This is a genomic window from Mycoplasmopsis edwardii, assembly GCF_900476105.1.
Lineage (GTDB): Bacteria > Bacillota_I > Bacilli_A > Mycoplasmatales > Metamycoplasmataceae > Mycoplasmopsis > Mycoplasmopsis edwardii.
In genome coordinates, this window is the sequence record NZ_LS991951.1 from 748896 (window position 1) to 769465 (window position 20570).

A 20570-nucleotide genomic window follows, 5' to 3' on the forward strand; every position below is an offset into this window, starting at 1 on the left:
CCTATTGTCTAAGTTTTTTTAATAATTCTTCTAGTCTCTTAGAACTTTCTTCTAAAGTTGTTTCACTTAGTGAAAATAGTTCTTCCTCTTGTTTTCTTACTTCTGCAGAAAACATATTTTTAAATTCAACTTCATCCTCAATTCATGTTTTTTGAAATTGTAAGCTAGTAAGTTGTGGAATATCTAAATAAAAAGTTTCATTTGTAATTTTTCCACCATTATAATCTTCAATTTTTTCAATCAAGGTTTGTGAGTTACCATTTTGTGCTATCACAATTCCTTGCTTATTAATATGTACATCAATTGTGTTAAAGTCAGCTTTTGGTTCTACAACTTTTTTACCTTTAATATTTTTAGGTACAGGAGTCATTTTTGAAGCTTTTAATTGTTTTACTTGCCCATCTGAAGAAAGTATATTAACAACATCATTTGAATCAACCATTGTGAATCCTGCCACTTTATCATTAAGCGATAAGTACACACCTTTATTCCCTTTTGCCTTAGGTGAATATACAGTAATATCTGTCTCGGTATACATTGAGGCTAACCCATTTTTAGTGATGATTACAATGTTTTTTAACCCATTACTTAATGTAACATTAACTACTTCATCATCAGGTGAAATATTCATGGCTGTATAGCTCTTATTTAATCTTTGAACTTTAAACTCATTAAGTTTAACTTTTTTGAATAAACCATTTTTTGTTCCAGTTACAACAAATAGATTTTCATTTCAATTAGAAACTTCGATAACAGATACAACTGTTTCATTAAGTTTAAATTCAGCTATATCACTTAATTTGCTACCAAGTTCTCTTCATTTTGAATCATTTACCTTATAGATAGGTAATTGTATATAATTACCTAAGTTTGTAAAGATTAAAAGAGTTTTCATTGTATTTGTTTTGTTATAGTAAACAAGTGAATCATCCTCTTTTAATGCATATGTAGACATTGAGTTTGAAGCAGAGATTTTTTCTGTAAATCTTTTGATGTAGCCTGCTTTAGTAATACCAACATATGTAACTTCGTCTTTAACTAAATCTGTTTCATCATATGAGAAATCGAATTGGTTTTCAAAGATTTGTGTTCTACGCTCTCAACCAAATAGTTTTTTAATTTCTTTTAATTGCTCGATAATGAATTCATTAAATTCATTTTCATCAGTTAATAAAAGTTCAATTCTTTTGATTTGATTTTCCAAATCTTCTTTTTCTTTTAAAAGGGCGAGTTTATCTGTTTTGCTAAGTTTGTATAATCTTAATTCAGCAATCGCTGTTGCTTGATTAACGGTGAAATCAAAATTATCAATTAAGGCTTGAATAACGCCTGCTTTTGATCCTTCAGCGTTTCTAATTACCCTAATAACTTCATCTGTTATTTCAGAAACTTTAATTAAACCTAAAACAATTTCTAATCTTAGTTTAGCTTTATCTAAATCGAATTGTAAAGTTCTAGTTTTAACATCTTTTACTTGTGCTACATAACTATCTAAAAGCATCATTAAGTTAGCTACTTTTGGTCTACCATTAGTAATAACAACATTGTTGTAATTGTATGTTGTTTGCAACTTAGTTTTTTCAAATAAGTATGTTAAAACACTTTTTTCGTTAACATCTTTTTCAAGTGTTAATAAAATGTTAATTCCATTTCTATCTGATTGATCTCTAACTTCTAGTAGTCCTGAAATAGTTTTATTTTGAATTAAAACATCAATTGAATAAACTAAAGATGATTTAACAACACCATAAGGAATTTCTGTGATCTCAATAAATTTGTTTGTAGCATTTTCAGTGATTTTGTATTTACTGAATAATCTGATTTTTTCTTTACTTGAGTTTAAACCAGTTTCAAACCCTTCAATGATGCCTTTATTTCCATATATCACTCCACCAGTTGGGAAGTCAGGACCTTTTACATAATTTAAAATCTTTTGTAAAGAGATTTGAGGGTTTTTAATTTTTTGAATTGAAGCATCAATAATTTCATTTAAGTTGTGAGGCAACATATTTGTAGCCATACCAACTGCAATACCTAAAGCTCCATTAACCAATAAGTTGGGGAATAATGAAGGGAGAACAACAGGTTCTGTTTCTGAATCATCAAAGTTAGGTACAAATAAAGTAGTATTTTTTTTAATATCTTCAATCATGTAATGAGCTAGCTTTGAAAGTCTAACTTCGGTATAACGCATTTGAGCAGCTGGGTCATCATCAATTGAACCGATGTTACCATGCATGTCTAAAATTGGTGTATTCATCTTTCATCATTGAGACATGTTAACCATAGCTTCATATACTGATGAATCACCATGTGGGTGATACTTACCGATAACGTCACCTACAACACGTGCTGATTTTTTGTATGGTCTATCATGATAAAGGCCAAGTAAGAACATTGAATAAATGATACGTCTTTGAACCGGTTTTAATCCATCACGTACATCAGGTAATGCTCTTTGTTGAATAACGTATTTAGCATACTTTTCAAAACGCTCGGACATTGTATTTTCTAGCGTTTCATTAACTATCTTTTCTATTCTTTCTATAATTTTTTTACTCATCTAAAATCCCTTAAAATAATTAAATATATATTTAATTATAACATTAAAGAAATATTTTAAAAAAGTGCATTTATTATTGTCTCTTGAAAATAAAAACAATTGCGCGAGCAATTGTCTATTTATGTTTTAGGCAATAATTTTTGTTAATATAAATACATCTGGTATTGTGTATTTTCCGATTCAGATTTTTTCAAATATTCCTGTTGCCGGATTATAATTTGAACTATTCATAATAAAGTGATTTAAGATTAATAGAACAAAAATTAATAAAAAGATTGTAATGATTAAAAAGTCTGTTCACTTTAATTTGAATACTCTATATTTGGTTCTTTTTTCATATGGATCATATCCTCTAGTTTCCATAGAGTTAGATAAATCTTCTGCTTTTTGGAATGATGAGACAAATAACGGAATAATCAACGTTGTAAATGCAATGATTTTTTCTTTTGTATTACCATGTTTGAAATCAACACCTCTTGAAGATTGCGCTTTAATAATTCTATGCGCTTCATCCACTAAAGTTGGTATGAATCTTAGTGCGATCGAAATAATAGTTGCTACTATATGTGTTGGTATAAATAAAAACTTAAGTGGGTAAAGTAGACTTTCAATAGATTTATTTAATAGTATTGGTCTAGTTGTATTTGTTAATAAACTTGTTACTACAACCATAATGTAAATTCTACTCATTAATGATAATGTTCTATTGATAGAGTTTAATGAAAGTCCATATTGCACTTTAGCATATTCACTACCATATTTGATTTTTAATCCTTCAATAAATTCTTTACTTGATAATGTGTAAAAGTCTTCTCATTTAACTTTATTATCTAGTTCTTTACCTGTTCTAGTAAAAAAAGCCCAAAAGTATGGAACATAATAGTTATTTCGATAGACTGTTTCACTATTAACAGTATAAAGGTTAACTAGAAATAAGACAATTGAAATAAATAATGGAAGTTTTAAAAGTTTTAAAAGTGGTCTAATTTTTTTTGTTGAAAGAATATAAATTGAAGTTACAAATAAAACAATTAAAGCTAATTCGATAAAACTACTTGCTAAAAAAATTGAAATAATAATTATAATACTTAATAGTACTTTTATTCTAGGGTCAATACGATACATAAAAGTATCACCCGGAATATAACGTCCAAATATACTTTTCATCTTACCCCCTTTTGCTTCTAATAGTATTTAAGTATGATACTAATTCTTCAATACTTCTTACTCTTGGTACATCTAAACCATTTTTATTTAATTCATAAACAAAATCTAATAATTGTGGTGGTTGTAAATTATTTTTCACTAATAGCTCAACATCATTTAAGACCTCAAATGTTTCACCATCTTTTACAATTACACCATCTTTTAACATAATAACTCTATCAGTTCTTTCAAGTACATGATCTAAGTCATGAGTTACATTAATAATAGTTTTACCCTTTTTATTTAATTCAGTTAAAATATCTAAAACTTCTTTAACACCAACTGGATCAAGTCCCGCTGTTGGTTCATCAAAAACCATAAAGTCTGGATTCATAGCTAAAATACCAGCAATTGCAACTCTACGTTTTTGACCTCCAGAAAGCTCAAAAGGACTTCTTTCTAAATATTCTTCTGGTAAACCAACTTCTAATAAACATTCTTTAGCTCTTTTGTAAGCTTCATCTTTAGGAACACCGAATGCAAGTGGGCCAAAAGCAATATCTTCTTTAATTGTTCCTTTGAATAATTGATATTCAGCAAATTGGAATACAATTCCAATTCTTTTTCTTATATCTTTGATCTTAAATCTTTTACCACCTTCACCATAACGATATTCTTTAATACCTTCTGGTGTTTCTATTGTTCATTTTACATAACCTTCTGTCGGTTTTAAAAGACCATTTAAATGTTCAATTAATGTTGTTTTACCTGAACCTGTAGAACCAATAATTCCTACAAATTCCCCATCTTTAAACTGAGTTTTTACACTGTTTAAAGCAACAAATTCTCAAGGAGAGTTTTTGTTAAAAATATGTTTTAAGTTCGATATTTTTATTTGCATAATTCTTTAACTAGTTCCTCTCTATTGTATGTCGGTTCCATTCCATCAATCATTGAACTAAGTTTATAAATAAATGGTGAGTCAATTTTAGCTAGCTCTAAAATTTCTTTATTGTTTAAAATTGTTTTAGGATCACCTGAAGCTACTAATTCTCCATGTGAGAAAACTAAACATTTATCAGCTAATATTGCTTCATCCATATCATGTGTAATTGAAATTAAAGTCTTTTCTCTTGATTCTTTAATTTCTTTAATAATGTTTAAAACGCTATTTTTACCTTTTGGATCGAGCATTGAAGTTACTTCATCGAAAATTATTACTTCTGGATCTAATGCTAAAACAGAAGCTATAGCAACTCTTTGTTTTTGACCTCCAGAAAGATTTTCAGGCTCTCTTTCTAAATGGTCAAGCATATCAACCTTTTTAGCAAAATGATGAATAATTTCCTTCATTTCTTTTTGGGGAACTTTTTTATTTTCAAGACCAAAAGCAATATCATCTTCAACAGATGAACCTATAAATTGGTTATCAGGGTTTTGAAAAATAATGCCAATTTTTTTTCTTATTTGGAGTAGGTTTTTTCTGCTGTATTGAATGCCGTCAATAGAAATTTCTCCTTCTTGAGGTTTTAATAAAGCAACTAATAATTTAGAAAGAGTACTCTTTCCACTACCATTGTGTCCTAAAACAGCAACATACTCGCCTTTTTTTATTTCAAAACTCACATTATTTAAAGCAGGTTTTTGAACACCAGGCTTGTAACTAAAAATAACATTTTCTACCTTAATCATAATTATTATAATTTTATTACACATTTAACTTTTTTTAATATATTTTATTTTTTTATAAAAATATAAAAAGCTGCAATAAAGTTAAAATTTAGACTAGGAAAAATCATTAGGACACTTCCCAGTGATTTTTCCTAGTCTAAAATCAAAACAAAAATGTCTATTAAATTTAATTTAATTAGGTCTAATTATTCTTCTCATTATTAATAATATTTCTTATAGGCTTATACTTAACTCTATAAAAACCTTCTATAACACCATATTTTTTAAGTGCCTCTAGATGATTCTTAGTTAAATAACCTTTATGATTTTTGAACCCATATTCTGGATACTTTTTATCATATTCATAAAGTATTTTATCTCTTGTGACTTTAGCTAAAATAGATGCTGCAGCAATATTTAATGAAATTTCATCGCCTTTAACTAAATTAGTTTGTGGAATATCTATTTCAATTTTTTCAAAATCAGTTAAAACATGTTCAGGTTTAATTTTAAGTTGTTTTATTGCTTTTGCCATACCAATACGCGATTCTGCTTTAGGATTAGAATTATTAATATCTTCTACAGATCTAATTTCAATATAATAATCTAAAGCAACATTTTTAATTTCATCAAATAAAATTTCACGTTGTTTTTCGCTCAATTTCTTAGAATCATTGATTTTATCATTAATATAATCTATAGGTAAAATTACACATGCAGCAACAAGAGGTCCACAAACTGGGCCTCTACCAGCTTCATCACATCCTGCAATTAATTTACCTTTAAAATTTTCTTTTTCATAATTTAGCATACATTAATTTTATTATAAAATTTAAATATATAGAAAAGAGGTTTACATGGGAAGTAAAGTATTTGCGAAATGTATTAGATGTGAAAGAGAATATCAATATTTATTTGGTGAAATTAACGAATTTGCACTATATGATACATTTTTAAAGATATTTGAAGAAAAACAAGTTAACTTATTCAAAAAAGATAATTTTATGCAAGTTTATTTTGAACTTCTTAAAGATCAAATGAATGATAAAGATGAGTTAAATAAATTATTAGAATTTAATTATGAAAAGATCATGAATTTCTTCTTACCAGATGAAATTGAATTATTAAGAAGTAATATTTTTATGTCTCATGAATTAAGAGTTCACACAGTATTTGATACTAATTTAGAGCCAGTTAATAGAACAATGCTTTATATACCATTTTTAAAAGTTAAGTTTTTAGATGGTACTGAATATGTGAGAAAATATTCAGAGAATGCTAAATATGTTGAATTTAGTGAAGACCAACATTTTTTAACATGTGCTTTTTGTAATGAAACAATTGCAGCTTTCCAAAAAGAGGAAAAAATTAATTAAAAGTATTTGGTTTTAGGCCAAGTATTTTTAATTTACCTTTCAGTTTATTAATTGTTATTTAATATGGAAAATTATTAAAATAATTATGTGTCTCAAACCTAAATTAACAGTGCAGGTGAGGTTAATAGTATAATTAAAATTATTAATATATAAGCAAATGATAAAATTTGTTATTATTAAAATAATTAAATAAAAATGGTAAAAAAATAATATTTAGTAACTGTTAAATTTCCTGAAAAAATATATTATTAAAAAAACAATGGTTATTTGAGGTTTCCATTGTTTTTGTTTTTTTATTTAACAATCTTTAATTTAGTAAGTGCAAAAGTATGGTCGGAAAGTTTGAAAGCCATATTTGCATCAGTAGCATCTGCTAAAGTTTTATTCTCATCTTGTGTATATAGTTTTCTATATGTTTCTCTATCTAAAATTGTTTTAAATGCAGCCTGTAAGTCAAATTTGTATTTACCTTCTTCAATTGGCTCTACTAAATTATTTGGATCATAACTAATAAATTTATCATATGGATTAGCATATTTACCTTTTGTATTTAATGATGTAATGTAATCAATTTGATAGTTAATATTATTTAAATATCCAGTTTCTAAGTTTTTATCCAAAACATATTTATTAGCAAATGCAAAGTTTTCTTTTTTAATGTTGGTATCACCATTAAAAATAATTGCATCTTGAATTTGGTTATTACCATAAAAGCCTTTAACATAATCAATAGCATTTGGTATATCTAAATACTCTCTAACTTCTTGTTCCCCTTGACCAACTCAATTGTGCCCTACAATTGTACCAGCATTATTTTCACCAGCTTTTTCATTATCACTAGGTGAATCTAAATGCCCATTAATAATTCAAAACTTAGTATTTGAATTATTAACTGATCAATAACTAGTTCAAAATGGACGAACTAATTCTATATCTTGACCACTAAAACTTTCATATCCTTTGCTATCAAGTTGAGAAAAGATATTTTTATCGTAAATAATTGCATATGATTCAACTGACTTAGGTCTTGAAACTGATTTTAATCCTTTCGGACTCTTAGCAAATGCAAATGTTTTATTATATTTACTATTTAATGTATAAACAAGTTTTTGAATAGCAGAAAAGTCATCTTCACCAACTTCTTGTACTGAAATAAATTTAAGATCTGTTTTTGTAATAATTTCTGCTAAACCTTGGATTCTAAATCCGAGTTTTTTATTTGCTGTACTTTTACCAAAGTTCGCAATATTTCATGTTGCTAAAAGCACTTCGCTTCCATTATTTGTTGGTGTTGTGTTTGTGTTACCATTCGAAACATTTTGCGAGTTCGTAGTATTTTGTTTATTAGTTTCTGAGTTATTTAAATTAGTTGATTTTGATTTGTAAACTGTATATGCTCCGTATGCAGCTCCAGCTAACGCAACTATTGTTGTAGGCGGAATAATTCATTTAAGTTTACTTTTTTTACTTCTTGCCATATTGTACATCTTGAATTTATTTTATAGCAAATTTTTAAAAAACAAACCCTCAATAAGAGAGTTTGCTTTTAATTATTGAAAGAAATATTGTTTAAATATTATTCATCATCTTTAGATTGGATGTTTCTACGTTTAACAATTTCGTCTGAAATGTTTTTAGGTGTTTTTTCGTAGTGATCAAATTGCATTTGATATGTACCACGTCCACTTGTCATAGATCTAAGTTCTGTTGAATATCCAAACATTTCTGCTAATGGAACTTTTGCTCTAACGATAACAGCTCCATCATTTCTTTGTTCTTGATCGTTAACAAGACCTCTACGACGTGATAAGTCACCGATAACATCTCCCATGTGGTCTGATGGAACAACAACTGAAACGTCCATGATTGGTTCTAATAATACTGTTCCAATTTGGTCTTTTGCTTTTGTAAGAGCTTTAGAAGCAGCAATTTTATATGCCATTTCTGATGAATCGACATCATGATATGATCCATCGAATAATGTAGCTCTAACGTCGATCATTGGGTAACCAGCTAAAATACCAGCTGCCATTTTTTCTTCAAGTCCTTTTTGAATTGATTTGATGTATTCTTTAGGAATTTTACCACCAACAATTTTGTCCACGAATTCAAATCCACCATCTGGGTTTGGTTCGAATTTAATTCATACGTGTCCGTATTGACCTTTACCACCTGATTGTTTAATGTGTTTCCCTTCAACATCAGCTGATTTTGTAATTGTTTCACGGTATGAAACTTGAGGTGCACCAACTTTAGCTTGAACACCGAATTCACGTCTAAGACGGTCAACAATAATATCAAGGTGTAATTCACCCATACCAGCAATAATTGTTTGTCCTGTTTCTTCATCTGTGTATGTTCTAAATGTAGGATCTTCTGCTGCTAATTTTTGTAATCCTAATGATAATTTTTCTGTAGCAGCTTTTGATTCTGGTTCTAAAGCTTGTGAAATAACTGGTTCTGGGAATACCATTTTTTCTAAAACGATTTTAGCTGATTTTTCATCAACTAATGTATCTCCTGTTGTTGTATATTTTAATCCAACAGCAGCAGCAATATCTCCAGCACGACATTCGTCAATTTCTACACGGCTGTTTGCGTGCATTTGTAAGATACGTCCAATACGTTCTTTTTGTCCTTTTGTTGAGTTAAATACATAGCTTCCTTTGCTTAAAATACCACGGTATACACGGAAGAATGTTAATGATCCAACAAATGGGTCGTTCATAACTTTGAATGCTAAAGCAGCAAAGTTTCCTTCATCTGAAGCTTCAACGCTAATTTCGTTGTCACCTTCATGTGCTTTAATAGCAGGAATGTCTAATGGTGATGGTAAGTAATCAACAACGGCATCAATCATTTTCTTAACACCTTTGTTTTTGAATGATGTACCACAAACTACTGGGAAGAATTCTGATGTTAAAGTAGCTTTTCTAATAGCTTCTTTGAATGTAGGAGCATCAACATCTCCACCTTCTAAAACAATCATCATTAATTCTTCATCAAAAGCAGCAACTGCTTCTAATAATTCTTGACGTTTAATGTCAACAATTTCTTTTAAGTCTGCAGGAATTTCTGTTGGAAATTCTTCTTCTTGTGCTTCACCATTGTATGTGTAAGCTTGTAATGTAACTAAGTCAATAAGTCCTTTGAAATCTGATTCAGCTCCAATTGGTCATTGAATAGCAACTGCGTTTCCGCCAAGTCTTTGTTTAACAGATGCGACAGCAGCAGCAAAATCTGCTCCAGCTTTATCCATTTTGTTAACATAAACTAAACGTGGAACTTTATAGTTTGTTGCTTGTCTTCAAACTGTTTCTGTTTGAGGTTCAACTCCTGATTGAGCATCAAGAACTGCAACAGCACCATCTAATACACGTAATGAACGTTCAACCTCAACTGTGAAGTCAACGTGTCCTGGAGTATCGATAATGTTAATTCTTTTACCTTTTCAGAATGCTGTTGTAGCAGCAGAAGTAATTGTAATACCTCTTTCTTTTTCTTGCTCCATTCAGTCCATTTGTGAACCACCATCGTGTGTTTCACCGATTTTATGAATTTTTCCTGTGTGGAATAAAATTCTTTCTGTAGTTGTTGTTTTACCTGCATCAATGTGAGCCATAATACCGATGTTACGGTAATCTTTTAATTCGTAATCTCTAGCCATAATATATTTAAAAACTTAAATGATAAACACTATCATCTGAAGTGTGCGAATGCACGGTTAGCTTCAGCCATTTTGTGTGTATCTTCACGTTTTTTGATTGCTCCACCTGTTTTGTTTGATGCATCGATGATTTCATTAGCTAAACGAACATCCATTGTTTTTTCGTTTCTTAATCTTGAGTATTGCACTAATCATCTAAGTGCTAATGTTTGTTTTCTACGTGCAGGAACTTCTGTAGGAACTTGATAGTTTGTTCCACCGATTCTTCTTGTACGAATTTCTAATTGAGGTGTAATGTTTTCAACAGCAGCTAAAAACACTTCCATTGGTTCTTTATTTGTTTTTTCTTTAATAATTTCAAATGCTGAATATAAAATATCTTGAGCAATTGATTTCTTTCCGTCAAGCATAATTTGGTTAATTAATTTTGTAACTACTACTGAGTTAAAAACTGGATCTGCAAGTACTTCACGGATTGGCGCGCTTTTCTTTCTTGACATATTGTCCTCCTATAATTAATATTTTTATTTATAAATCTAAATTATGCTTAAATTAGTTTTTAGCTTTTTTTGTACCGTATAAACTACGTCCTTGGTTACGTTTTGCAACTCCGGCAGCATCTTGTGTTCCACGAACGATGTGGTATCTAACCCCAGGTAAGTCTTTAACACGACCACCACGAATTAAAACAACAGAGTGTTCTTGTAAGTTGTGTCCTTCTCCTGGAATGTATGCTGTAACTTCCATTGTGTTTGATAATTTAACACGAGCGTATTTACGTAACGCTGAGTTAGGTTTTTTAGGTGTCATTGTTGCAACACGTGTACATACACCACGTTTGAATGGTGATGCCATTTTTTTTGATTTTTTAATTAATGAGTTATAGCTCAATGATAAAGCAGGTGCATTTTGCTTTTTAACTTTTGAACTACGACCATTATTAACTAATTGGTTTGTTGTTGGCATTGTTTTCCTTTCTAAAATAATGTCTTAATATATAAACAATGTAAGCTATATCTGTAAATAGCTTGATAAATTATAACATAACAACTTAGCCTAGTGTATCATAAAAAAATTTTTTTATGCCTATAATATAGGTATAAATTAGTTTATTTTTCAAAAAAATGTAAAAATTATTAAATAAATTTTTATAAAATTGGACATTTTGAACAATAAATAAATTAAAAATAACAACCGTGAAGGTTGCTATTTGAATTATTTTCTTTCTTTAAAGAATCATGGTAAATCATAATCGTTTGGATTCTTTAAGTTAGCTCTAATAATTTGTGCTGCTAGTGAGTTTGTGTTTCTTAATGATAATGGATCTTCTCCTTCAAAGTTAACTCCAAAGTAATTATATGTTCTTGTTGCGTATTTTGGACCTTGAGCAAAGTAACCTTCATTTGCTCCACTTGCTCCAGAATTTCAAGCTCCTGCATATGATCCATCCGCGAAGAATAATCCACTACCTGATGCTCCACCACCACCATAGTATTGAGGTTGGAACATTTGTTGTTGTCATTGAATTCATGAATCTCCAAAATATGTTCTTGAGTTTGCACTTGAGACGAATTTGTTTGGAGAGAATCTTCTAAATAATTGTGTTGCGTATTTTGTATTTGGTCATGCCATATTAGAAATCTCTCTAATATTAGGCACTGAAATTTGCGAATGTTTGTAATCAATATCTAACTTAACATTAGGGTTTTTCATTAAGTTTTCAATTTTTCAAACAATATTCATTCAACCATCTCTTTTTGCTGCGATGTAATCGTTTTTAAGATCTATTACATAAACTGTATAGTCAACTTGGTTGTTTGTTGTAGTTCCATCATTACTAATTTGTGATAATCCTGATCAAATAATATTAATTGTTTTGCCTTCTATTTTGTTAATTCTAACATTCCTATTATTGTGAACTCTTAAAATATCATTTGTAACTCACTTTTGAGCTTGTATGTTATAAGGTGTCGGATTAAATGTACTTGTAATAGGAGCAAAAATAAATTTTTTACGTGTAACTTCTTTTAATAAGTTAGCTCCACTAATTTCTTCAAAATTATTTACTCTTTGAACATGTTTGTTAGTTGAAACATAGAATTTGTAATCATTTGGATCATTATTTACTTTACCAATGATTGATAATGAGCCATACACTGTACCACCATCATCTAATAATGCTCTTGAGTAAGCAACTTTAACTGAATCTCAATCAGCATTTTTTCTCTTACGTAATTGTTCAGTGTGTAATTTGTATCCTTCATGTAACTTGTAGTTAACATTTTGGTTAGGATAGTAAACTTCATTATTTAAGAATGATGTTTCATTACTGAATAAAATTGGCTCTTCATTTTCTGTATATTCAATATCATTGTAATCAAATTTATTTGAAGTCACTCCAAAATCTTCATGTTCTTTATTATTTGTATATGAAACTCAAATTTTTGATGCAGCAGGTAAGATTAAGAATGCTTTATTTTTATCAAATCTGCTTGAACCAAATTTTTGAACTTCTGGTTCATCAATAACAATTTTGTATGAACTATCAAGTGTATAAATTTTTAATTTTATTCCTTTTTCAGTTCACTCAGCCACAATATTATATTTAAATGTTGTTCCTTCAACTGTAGGTGTATTTACTTCTAATTTAAAATATTTATTTTGAATTAGTTGATCTAAATCTAATTCAAATGTAGGAACATTTGATTCGTTTCTAATTCTCTCATTTTTAGAATTATCATTAAATAAGATGTTTCCAAACAATGTGAATCTAACTTTTCTGTTTGTTGTATTAGGTTGTAATAAAGTTTTATCAATGTATTTTTTATCTAATGTTCATGTAGCAATATTATTTTTATCTAATGTTCACATTAAATCTCTTCAGTATGGTTCGATAAGTCTTTTTCTTCATACTGATGTATTTGAATCGTAAACAACATTTAAGTTATTATCATTAAATACTAGTTGTTCTTTTTTGTTACCATTATCTGCTTTAAAACCACTTATTTTATATCAAATATCTGCTTTAAAGTTTACACCATTATTTGTATTAAAGGCATTAGCTTGTAATCTAATATAAGCTTCTGTTCTATTTATTCTTTTAATATCTGTTACATAAATTGAATTTTGATTAATTCAGTAGTTATTATAAACAATCCTGTTTTGATTGTTTGCTCTTACTTTAATATGTTGTCTTAAAGTACTCATGTTTTGTTTATATCAACTAATTGAACGCTTTCTTATTTCATTCATATTAACAATTAAATCAGAATGTTTAACATTATTAACAATAACTTCTGGATATAAAGTTTGTTCAAAGTCGTTTACTAAATTAATTAATCTGTATCTAACTTCGTTTGTATATCTGATGTTTTGATTTTCTTTCTTTATGTAACCAATTTTGAAACTTAAACTACGATCATCTTCTAAAATAAAATCATAGAAATATCTATAGTATTCATTTTTAAGTTTTGTTATATCCCTACTATTAACTGTGATGTCTTTGTCATATAATGCAGTGTTACCAATTCTGTCATACTCTACATTAACATTATTTGTTCCCTTTGAATCTTTACCATTAATCATTTTTATTAAGTATTCAAAGTTTAAATATGCTTTTTGTTGCATGAAGTTTTTAGCATTTAATGATCTAAAATATTGATTTGCTCTGTGGCCATAACCAAATGACTTACCAACTGCATGTCTTCACTCAAAGTTTGACTCATTAATACTGTTTGCAATTCCTTTAATTTCTTCAGTTGGTTCTGTGAACTCACTTGATTTAAAGTCCGCTACCGTAAAATGCTCTCCTTTTGGTCTTATATCGTAAAAGTTTTGTAATAAGAATCCATCGATTCTAAACATTTTTGATCTTCTTTGATTAGCATCATATCCAGGAGCTTCAACCCCGTTTTCTTTATATCAAAGAACAAAGTAGCCTTCACCTTTATAATCATTAATATTATAAATATCTTTAATAAATATTTGATATTTACCAAAAGTAGGCATATTGTAAAGTTCTTCAAATTTTTCTCTTGCTTGAGAAGCTAAGAAATCATTATGAGCAAAAATCTTATCATGGTTTTTAAATGAAAGATTATTAAAGAAATCTGATTTAATATGGTTTACATTACTATTATTAACAATATTTAATACTTTATTTAAGTTAATTCTATCTCAATAAGCTTGTTTTGTTTCATTTGTAGCTCTAAAAGCAATATTACTTCTAGAATTTAATTGAATTGTTTTTAAAACTTGATTATTGAAAAGAATTGAAACAGTAGATCTTAATTTATTATTATCTAAAGTGGATTTAACTTTAATGTCATATTTAAAGTAATTATTTAAACCTGTTTTTATTTTAGTGAACACTTCATTTTGTTGTTCTTGAGTTAAAGTATTTCATTCGGTTTGTGTATATGAATTTACTTTGTCATAATCAATTGTATAAATATCTTCAAGATCTCTTAAATTAATTGAGTCAAGATTTGATTTAACACCAGTGTTAAAATGTTTAACTTTTTTAAATCTTACTTTCTTGCTTGGATCTGTTTTTAAAGTTACTTCAATTGTTGCTTCTAAAGTTTCTAAGTTTGTACCCTTTAATTCTAGGTTAACAACACTATAGTCATAAAGATCAGTATCATGATTATCAAAGAATAAATTAGAGTTATCTAATGTGAATGAACCTGGTGTTTCATGTTCATTAAAATTATATGATTTAGCATTTTGAGTTTTTTCAAAAGTAAAGATATTTTGAGTTTCCTCTAACATTAATGTTTCCAATGTTTTATTAGAACTAACATTTGAGTTATTAGCATTTCTTAAAGTTGTTGTTAATGCATCTAATGAATTAATGTTTGCTTGAATATTTCCTAAATCAATTCAGTTAAGCTTATCATTTGTGAATAACTTGTTAAATTTAGTTAATTCTTTACTAATAGCTAAAACTTTTGCGCTATTTGTGCTTGAACTTCTTGCTAGATTTTCAGATTGGGCTTTCACTTCTAATAAAGTATTTAGTGATGTGTTTAATGCCTCTAATTCTTCTTTTAATGTTCTGAATTTTGTGTCGTTTGTTTCGACAGTAATTGTCATTGCAGAGTGTTCTAAAATGTCACTTGATAATGATCAATTTCTCATTGAGTTGATTAAACGTTCTCTTTGAATACCTGCGTTTAGGTTTTCAATCTCTTCATCAATTCTCCTGATTAATGTATCAAGCATTGTTTCATTTGTAGCTCTATCCAGTTCACTTTCAAGGTTTATTGTCACTTGTGCATCATGGCTTCTGTGATCATTATATTCATTAATTTTGTTTCTAGCTGTTGAATATTTTGCACTAAATGAGTTAATTGATGTTTTTAAAGCGGTTAATGCATTTGTTGTATTTGATGAGCTTAATGTGTTTGAGAATTCTGTTCTATTTGATGTTTTACCAAGATTGTTAATTAATCCACTAACTTCACGGTAAAGAGCAATAATAACAACTAAATCATTTCTAACTTGATTAATTCCATTACTTGTACTTGCATTTAACATTCTTGTTCTATGACTACCTAAAATTGAATTAGGAATATTGTTTTTATCAACTTTTGTGTATTCAATATTAGCTGCATAAAGATCTTTTTTGCCATTTAATTCACGAATCAATGAAGCATTTGTTGTATTCTTAATTTCATTTAAAAGTGTATTGTAAGGTTTATATTTAACATTATCAATTGTTACATTATTTTGGTTTGCTTCATATAAAGTTTTTAATCCATTAACATCAAAAAAAGTATTTAATTCATTGTAAAATGGTGTTATTTTAGCTTCTGTTGAAGTTAATTGGGTTGTATTTGTTGATTCTCTTAATTCAGCAACAAATGATTTAACTGCAAATTGATAATTTGCATTAAATTTAGAATTAATATTATTTCAAATCGAAGTAGCTTTTAAGATAACTTGTTTTAAGCTTAATAGTTGAGTTTGAGAATTTGCTGAATTTAATTGTGTATTTAAATTTGATTTTCAAGTATTAAGATATGTATTAATGTCTTGAGTTAAAGTTCCATCAGCATTATTTGATGCTGTATAACTAAGACTTGAAATCATTGAATTAACTTCAATATATAAATTAATTTCTTCAAGTAATGCATTTAATTCCTCATGATTAGCTTGACTAAGTTTTTCTTTATATTCATTTTTATCTGTTTCATTTGAAACTTGATTAATTTTTGAATTAATTGTTGTTATTGAGTTTTGAACTTTATTTAAAATTTGATCAACTGCATCAAGTTCAGTGTGTAAAGTTTTGTTGTTTAATAACGCTTTAATTTCTCTTTTTGTTTGAGCTAAATGAGTGCTATATCTTGCCTCATTAGGATATCCTAATGTGTCAACTTTATTACTTAAAGATTGTTTTCTTGCCTCAAAGTAAACTCTATCAATTTCTAATAATTTTGCATTATTAGGTAATTGGTTTGCACCTGTATTTTGAATGTTATCTACATTTCCTTTAAATCTATTTTTTTCAGTGACTGTAAGATTGCTTAAGTTTTGAATTTGAGTTTTAACTGCGTTTTTCTTTGTTAATAAAATTTGGTTATTTAATTCACCTAGTCTATATGTACCTGTTTTGGAGTAGTGAGTTTTATCAAGTCTACTTAGTAACCCGCTTGTTCTTCCAAATTGTGAAATAATTAATTCTTTATATCTAACAACATCATCATTTCAACTATCAGGGAGAATTCTATTTAATTCAGCCACAGTAGTTGATGAGTTAATTCCGGTAATAATTTCTGATTTAGCAAGTGCATTTCTTGTTGGATATGTTAATTCATTAGCTTTTCTTACCTTATTTTCTAAAGCAGTTTTGAATTCTATAAGCGTTGTTCTTTCTTGTGTAAATTCTTGATCTGTTGTTATTCCATTAATTCTTGTTCTTAATTTTGATAAAGAACTTCTAGCTTGTGAGCTATTTGGAGTTGGATATGTTATTTGATCAATAATTCTGTAAAGATCTTCTTTTTTGTTTTGAAGGGTTGCTTCATCAATGATAGCTTGTAATGTTTGATCAGTTTGCGCTGAGAAAATCCTTTGTTCATAACCTTGTTTTTGTGATGTCGATAAGTTTGTAAGTAGATTTAATCTATCAAAATATTTAGTTTGCTTGATTTTTAATTCAATTGCACTAAAGTCGCTCATTTGACTTACATTGTCAAGTGAAGTATTAATATCATTTAATTTTGGGGAATTTTCTAATGCAGCTGTAAGTGCTCTAACTTGAGCCATTTTATTTTTGATTTGTAAAATAACCGCATTTTTAGCATTAATTGCAACATCATCAGCTAAATCATTTACTTCAGATTTTAATGAGTTTCTTGTTAAAAGTGATCCTTGTTGAGAAGGGTAAGTAATTAAGTCAATGTGTTTTTTAACATTTTCTTTTTGAGCCTTTAAGATAACTTGATCTAACTTATGAAATACTGTATTAAAGTCATTAATTGGTTGGTGTTTATTTGCATCAGGAATACTAATAACTTCATTTTTTAAGGCTGCTTTTTCATCATTTGATAAATATGCTAATCCATCAATTGTTGTATTAAATATAGTTCTTCTTTTTGTTTCATAGAAGTTTCATCTTAATTCGTTTTCTTGTATTGAGTTAAATGATGTAAGGCTATTTAATCTAGTTTTCAAACCATAATCTCTAGCACTTATTGGGAATGGGTTTAAAGTAGAATTTAAAATATTTTTATACTCTTGAATTTTTTCTTTTAATCCTTCTGGAACAAGATTTTCGATTTCATTATAACTTATAAGTGAGTTTAATTGATTTTTAAAATATCTTGCACCCTCAGAATTAACTGTATTAGGATATGGTAAGGCATCTATTTTATCGTTAGTTTGTCTAATTACTTGTTCAAGTTTTTTGACTTCGTTTAGTAATGAAATTTTAGCTTCTTTATTAGTAAGTGTTCTTAAATTATTTAATAATTGAGCTTTAGCTGGTGCATTATTTTGCGGATATGATAATGCATTAATTTTATTTTCAATGTTACTTGTGTATGCATTTGATAAAACATTTTCCATTTCTTCAACTGATTTGTCATTAAGCTCCTGAATAAATTGATTTTTAATCTGATCACTTAAAAATTCAAGACTTGAAATTTCTTGAGTAATTCTTGTTTTATTTTGATTAAATTGATTATCAATTAAGTTATTTAATTCAGTAAACTCAGAATCTAAGTTTGCTGAATTTAATTTATTGTTAAAGAAATCTTTATTCTCAACATTATTAATTTTTGCAATAGCCGCATTAATTTTGTTGTTAATGTCAGTTACTTTTTCTTCTCAATGTGAAAAGTTATCTGAGTCATTATCAATTAAATTAATAATTTCATTTATAGCAGGTGCATTTTCACCACCAGGGTATGGTAAAGAATGAACTCTAGATTTTAGAGCTCTTAGCTTATTATTTTTATAACTTTCATTTGTTTGACTCTTCGCTAATTCAATGTCTTGAGTAAGAGTTACAAATTCTTGATCTGTATTAGCATCATTAAGTTGGTTTAATAAACTTTGTTTTCTTTGTTCAACTTCATCTGATGATAAATATTCGTTAGCTTGAATTGAATTAATTTCGGTAATAGCATTATTAATTTTTGATCCAATTCCATTAATTGTTAATTCTATTTGATTTAATGTATTTAAGTCAGTTGCATCTTCGATTAATTTATTAAGGTTACTAATAGCAGGTACAATTGGGTTTTCGAATGTTTTGCCTGGATAAGGAAGTGAGTTAGATAATTTAATTAATTTTTGTTTTTTGATTTCAATATCAATTTTTGCAAAATCATTTTCGCTTTCTGCATTAATAATTATGTTAAATAAGTCTCTTTTTGTATCATTAAGGTTTTCTACATCATTAGCAGCTATTTCATTAATTTTATTTTTAGCTTCAATTAATTTATTTTTATATGAAGTTAATTTAGTTCTAATTGCCTTAATGTTATTTACTGTTAATTCTGTACTTGAAAAAATCCTGTTAATTGTGTTTTTAATAATTTCATTTTCGACTTGTGTAGAAGCTAAATTCGTAATTAAATAATCACTTACTTGTAAGATAGCTTTAAGTTCATTTTCAGAATTTTTAAACTTAGCATTTCTAATAACTTCTTGTATTTCATTGTAGTTTAAAGCGTTTTCAATTTGTAAGTTAAATGATTGTTTTTCTTGTGCTTTTAAATTTGATAAATTATTAATTAAGTTTTTGTTTATGCTTTTATCTTTTGTTTTTGCAACATTTAAAAGGTTTTCAAGATAACTAAAATCATACTCTGTGTGAGAGTCTCTTAAAACTTCATATAGGTTATAAGTTTTATTATTGTGTTGTAAGTTTGTTTGATTTTCGTTTGAAATATTTAAAAGCTCATTTTTAAAGAATTCGATTTTTTGAGCAACTGTAACAAGTTTTGCTCTTACCTCATCTAATGTTTCAGTTGTGTTGGTATAAAGTGTTTTTAGTTTAGAAATCGCAGGTACATTGTTAATGTTTGCTTCATTGCCCCCTGCTAAACTTGGATATGGTAAAGTATCAATAATTTTATTAATTTCTTTTGATAACTTTTGATTTTCTTGTTCTTCAAGTTTTTTGTTAATTTTTTCAAATAATAAAACAAAATCATTTCCTTGCGAAGTTAGGTTAAATTCGCTAATTAAGTTATTATCAACTTCATTTAATTTCTTGATTTTGTCATTTGCTAATTGAATGTTTTCTTTAATTGTATTAATATCGATAGCAAATTTATTTAAGTCTTCTCAACTTTTTTCGTCTGTGTATTCAAAAGTACTTAACTTAATAGTTAAGTCTTTAACAGCTTGTGAGTTTTGTTTGCCAGGATAAGCTAACTTATTAATTGTTCTTTCTAACTCTTCTTTTTTGCTAGCGAACTCTTTTGATCAATCTTTTTGGGATGAAATTGGTTCAATTGGCTTAGGTGTTTCTATAGGGTTTGTTTGGTTATTGTTGTTATTTTTATTTTCATTTTCAACCCCGTTTCCTTTTTGACTTGAACATGAGGCAGCAAATGTTGTAAGTCCGAACATAAGGGCAAAAGTTAGTATTTTTTTCATCTTGAAACCTCTATATAAATAATTCTAA

The 20570-nt window shown here is 27.9% G+C and carries 11 protein-coding genes; 1 reads left to right on the top strand and 10 read right to left on the bottom strand.

Annotation, left to right across the window (positions count from 1 at the left end; translation table 4 throughout):
- Position 1 precedes the first annotated feature (1 nt).
- The 5 genes from D2846_RS03180 to D2846_RS03200 all read right to left on the bottom strand — a co-directional run bounded on the left by D2846_RS03180 (position 2) and on the right by D2846_RS03200 (position 6191).
- Positions 2-2563, bottom strand: coding sequence for a DNA topoisomerase IV subunit A (locus D2846_RS03180; protein ID WP_117275759.1), 2562 nt, complete (start codon positions 2561-2563; stop codon positions 2-4).
- Between the two features lie 126 nt (positions 2564-2689).
- Complete coding sequence (locus D2846_RS03185; RefSeq protein WP_117275761.1) at positions 2690-3730, bottom strand: energy-coupling factor transporter transmembrane component T family protein; 1041 nt, start codon at positions 3728-3730, stop codon at positions 2690-2692.
- Between the two features lies 1 nt (position 3731).
- A complete protein-coding gene (locus tag D2846_RS03190; RefSeq protein WP_117275763.1) occupies positions 3732-4610 on the bottom strand; it encodes an energy-coupling factor transporter ATPase in 879 nt (292 codons plus the stop codon).
- On the bottom strand, positions 4601-5401 hold the full coding sequence (locus tag D2846_RS03195) for an energy-coupling factor transporter ATPase (protein ID WP_117275765.1): 801 nt from the start codon (positions 5399-5401) through the stop codon (positions 4601-4603). The genes D2846_RS03190 and D2846_RS03195 overlap by 10 nt, the downstream gene beginning before the upstream one ends.
- A gap of 181 nt (positions 5402-5582) precedes the next feature.
- On the bottom strand, positions 5583-6191 hold the full coding sequence (locus D2846_RS03200) for a ribonuclease HII (protein WP_117275767.1): 609 nt from the start codon (positions 6189-6191) through the stop codon (positions 5583-5585).
- Between the two features lie 46 nt (positions 6192-6237).
- On the opposite strand from D2846_RS03200, the gene D2846_RS03205 reads away from it, so the two are divergent.
- Positions 6238-6756 carry a hypothetical protein gene (locus D2846_RS03205; protein ID WP_117275769.1) on the top strand — a complete coding sequence of 173 codons (519 nt, stop codon included), beginning with the start codon at positions 6238-6240 and terminating at the stop codon, positions 6754-6756.
- Between the two features lie 293 nt (positions 6757-7049).
- On the opposite strand, the gene D2846_RS03210 is transcribed toward D2846_RS03205, so the two are convergent.
- From D2846_RS03210 to D2846_RS03230, 5 genes are all read right to left on the bottom strand, one after another.
- The gene (locus D2846_RS03210; protein WP_117275771.1) at positions 7050-8234 is read right to left on the bottom strand and encodes an MnuA family membrane nuclease; all 1185 of its coding nucleotides are present in this window, start codon (positions 8232-8234) and stop codon (positions 7050-7052) included.
- Positions 8235-8332: 98 nt separating this feature from the next.
- Positions 8333-10423, bottom strand: a complete 2091-nt coding sequence (gene fusA, locus D2846_RS03215; RefSeq protein WP_117275773.1) for an elongation factor G — start codon at positions 10421-10423, stop codon at positions 8333-8335.
- Positions 10424-10452: 29 nt separating this feature from the next.
- Positions 10453-10923: a 30S ribosomal protein S7 gene (gene rpsG, locus D2846_RS03220; RefSeq protein ID WP_117275775.1), complete on the bottom strand. Its 471-nt coding sequence runs from the start codon at positions 10921-10923 to the stop codon at positions 10453-10455.
- Positions 10924-10975: 52 nt separating this feature from the next.
- On the bottom strand, positions 10976-11389 hold the full coding sequence (gene rpsL, locus D2846_RS03225) for a 30S ribosomal protein S12 (RefSeq protein WP_117275777.1): 414 nt from the start codon (positions 11387-11389) through the stop codon (positions 10976-10978).
- Positions 11390-11638: 249 nt separating this feature from the next.
- Positions 11639-20542, bottom strand: a complete 8904-nt coding sequence (locus tag D2846_RS03230) for an MGA_1079 family surface serine endopeptidase (RefSeq protein WP_117275779.1) — start codon at positions 20540-20542, stop codon at positions 11639-11641.
- Positions 20543-20570: the final 28 nt, after the last annotated feature.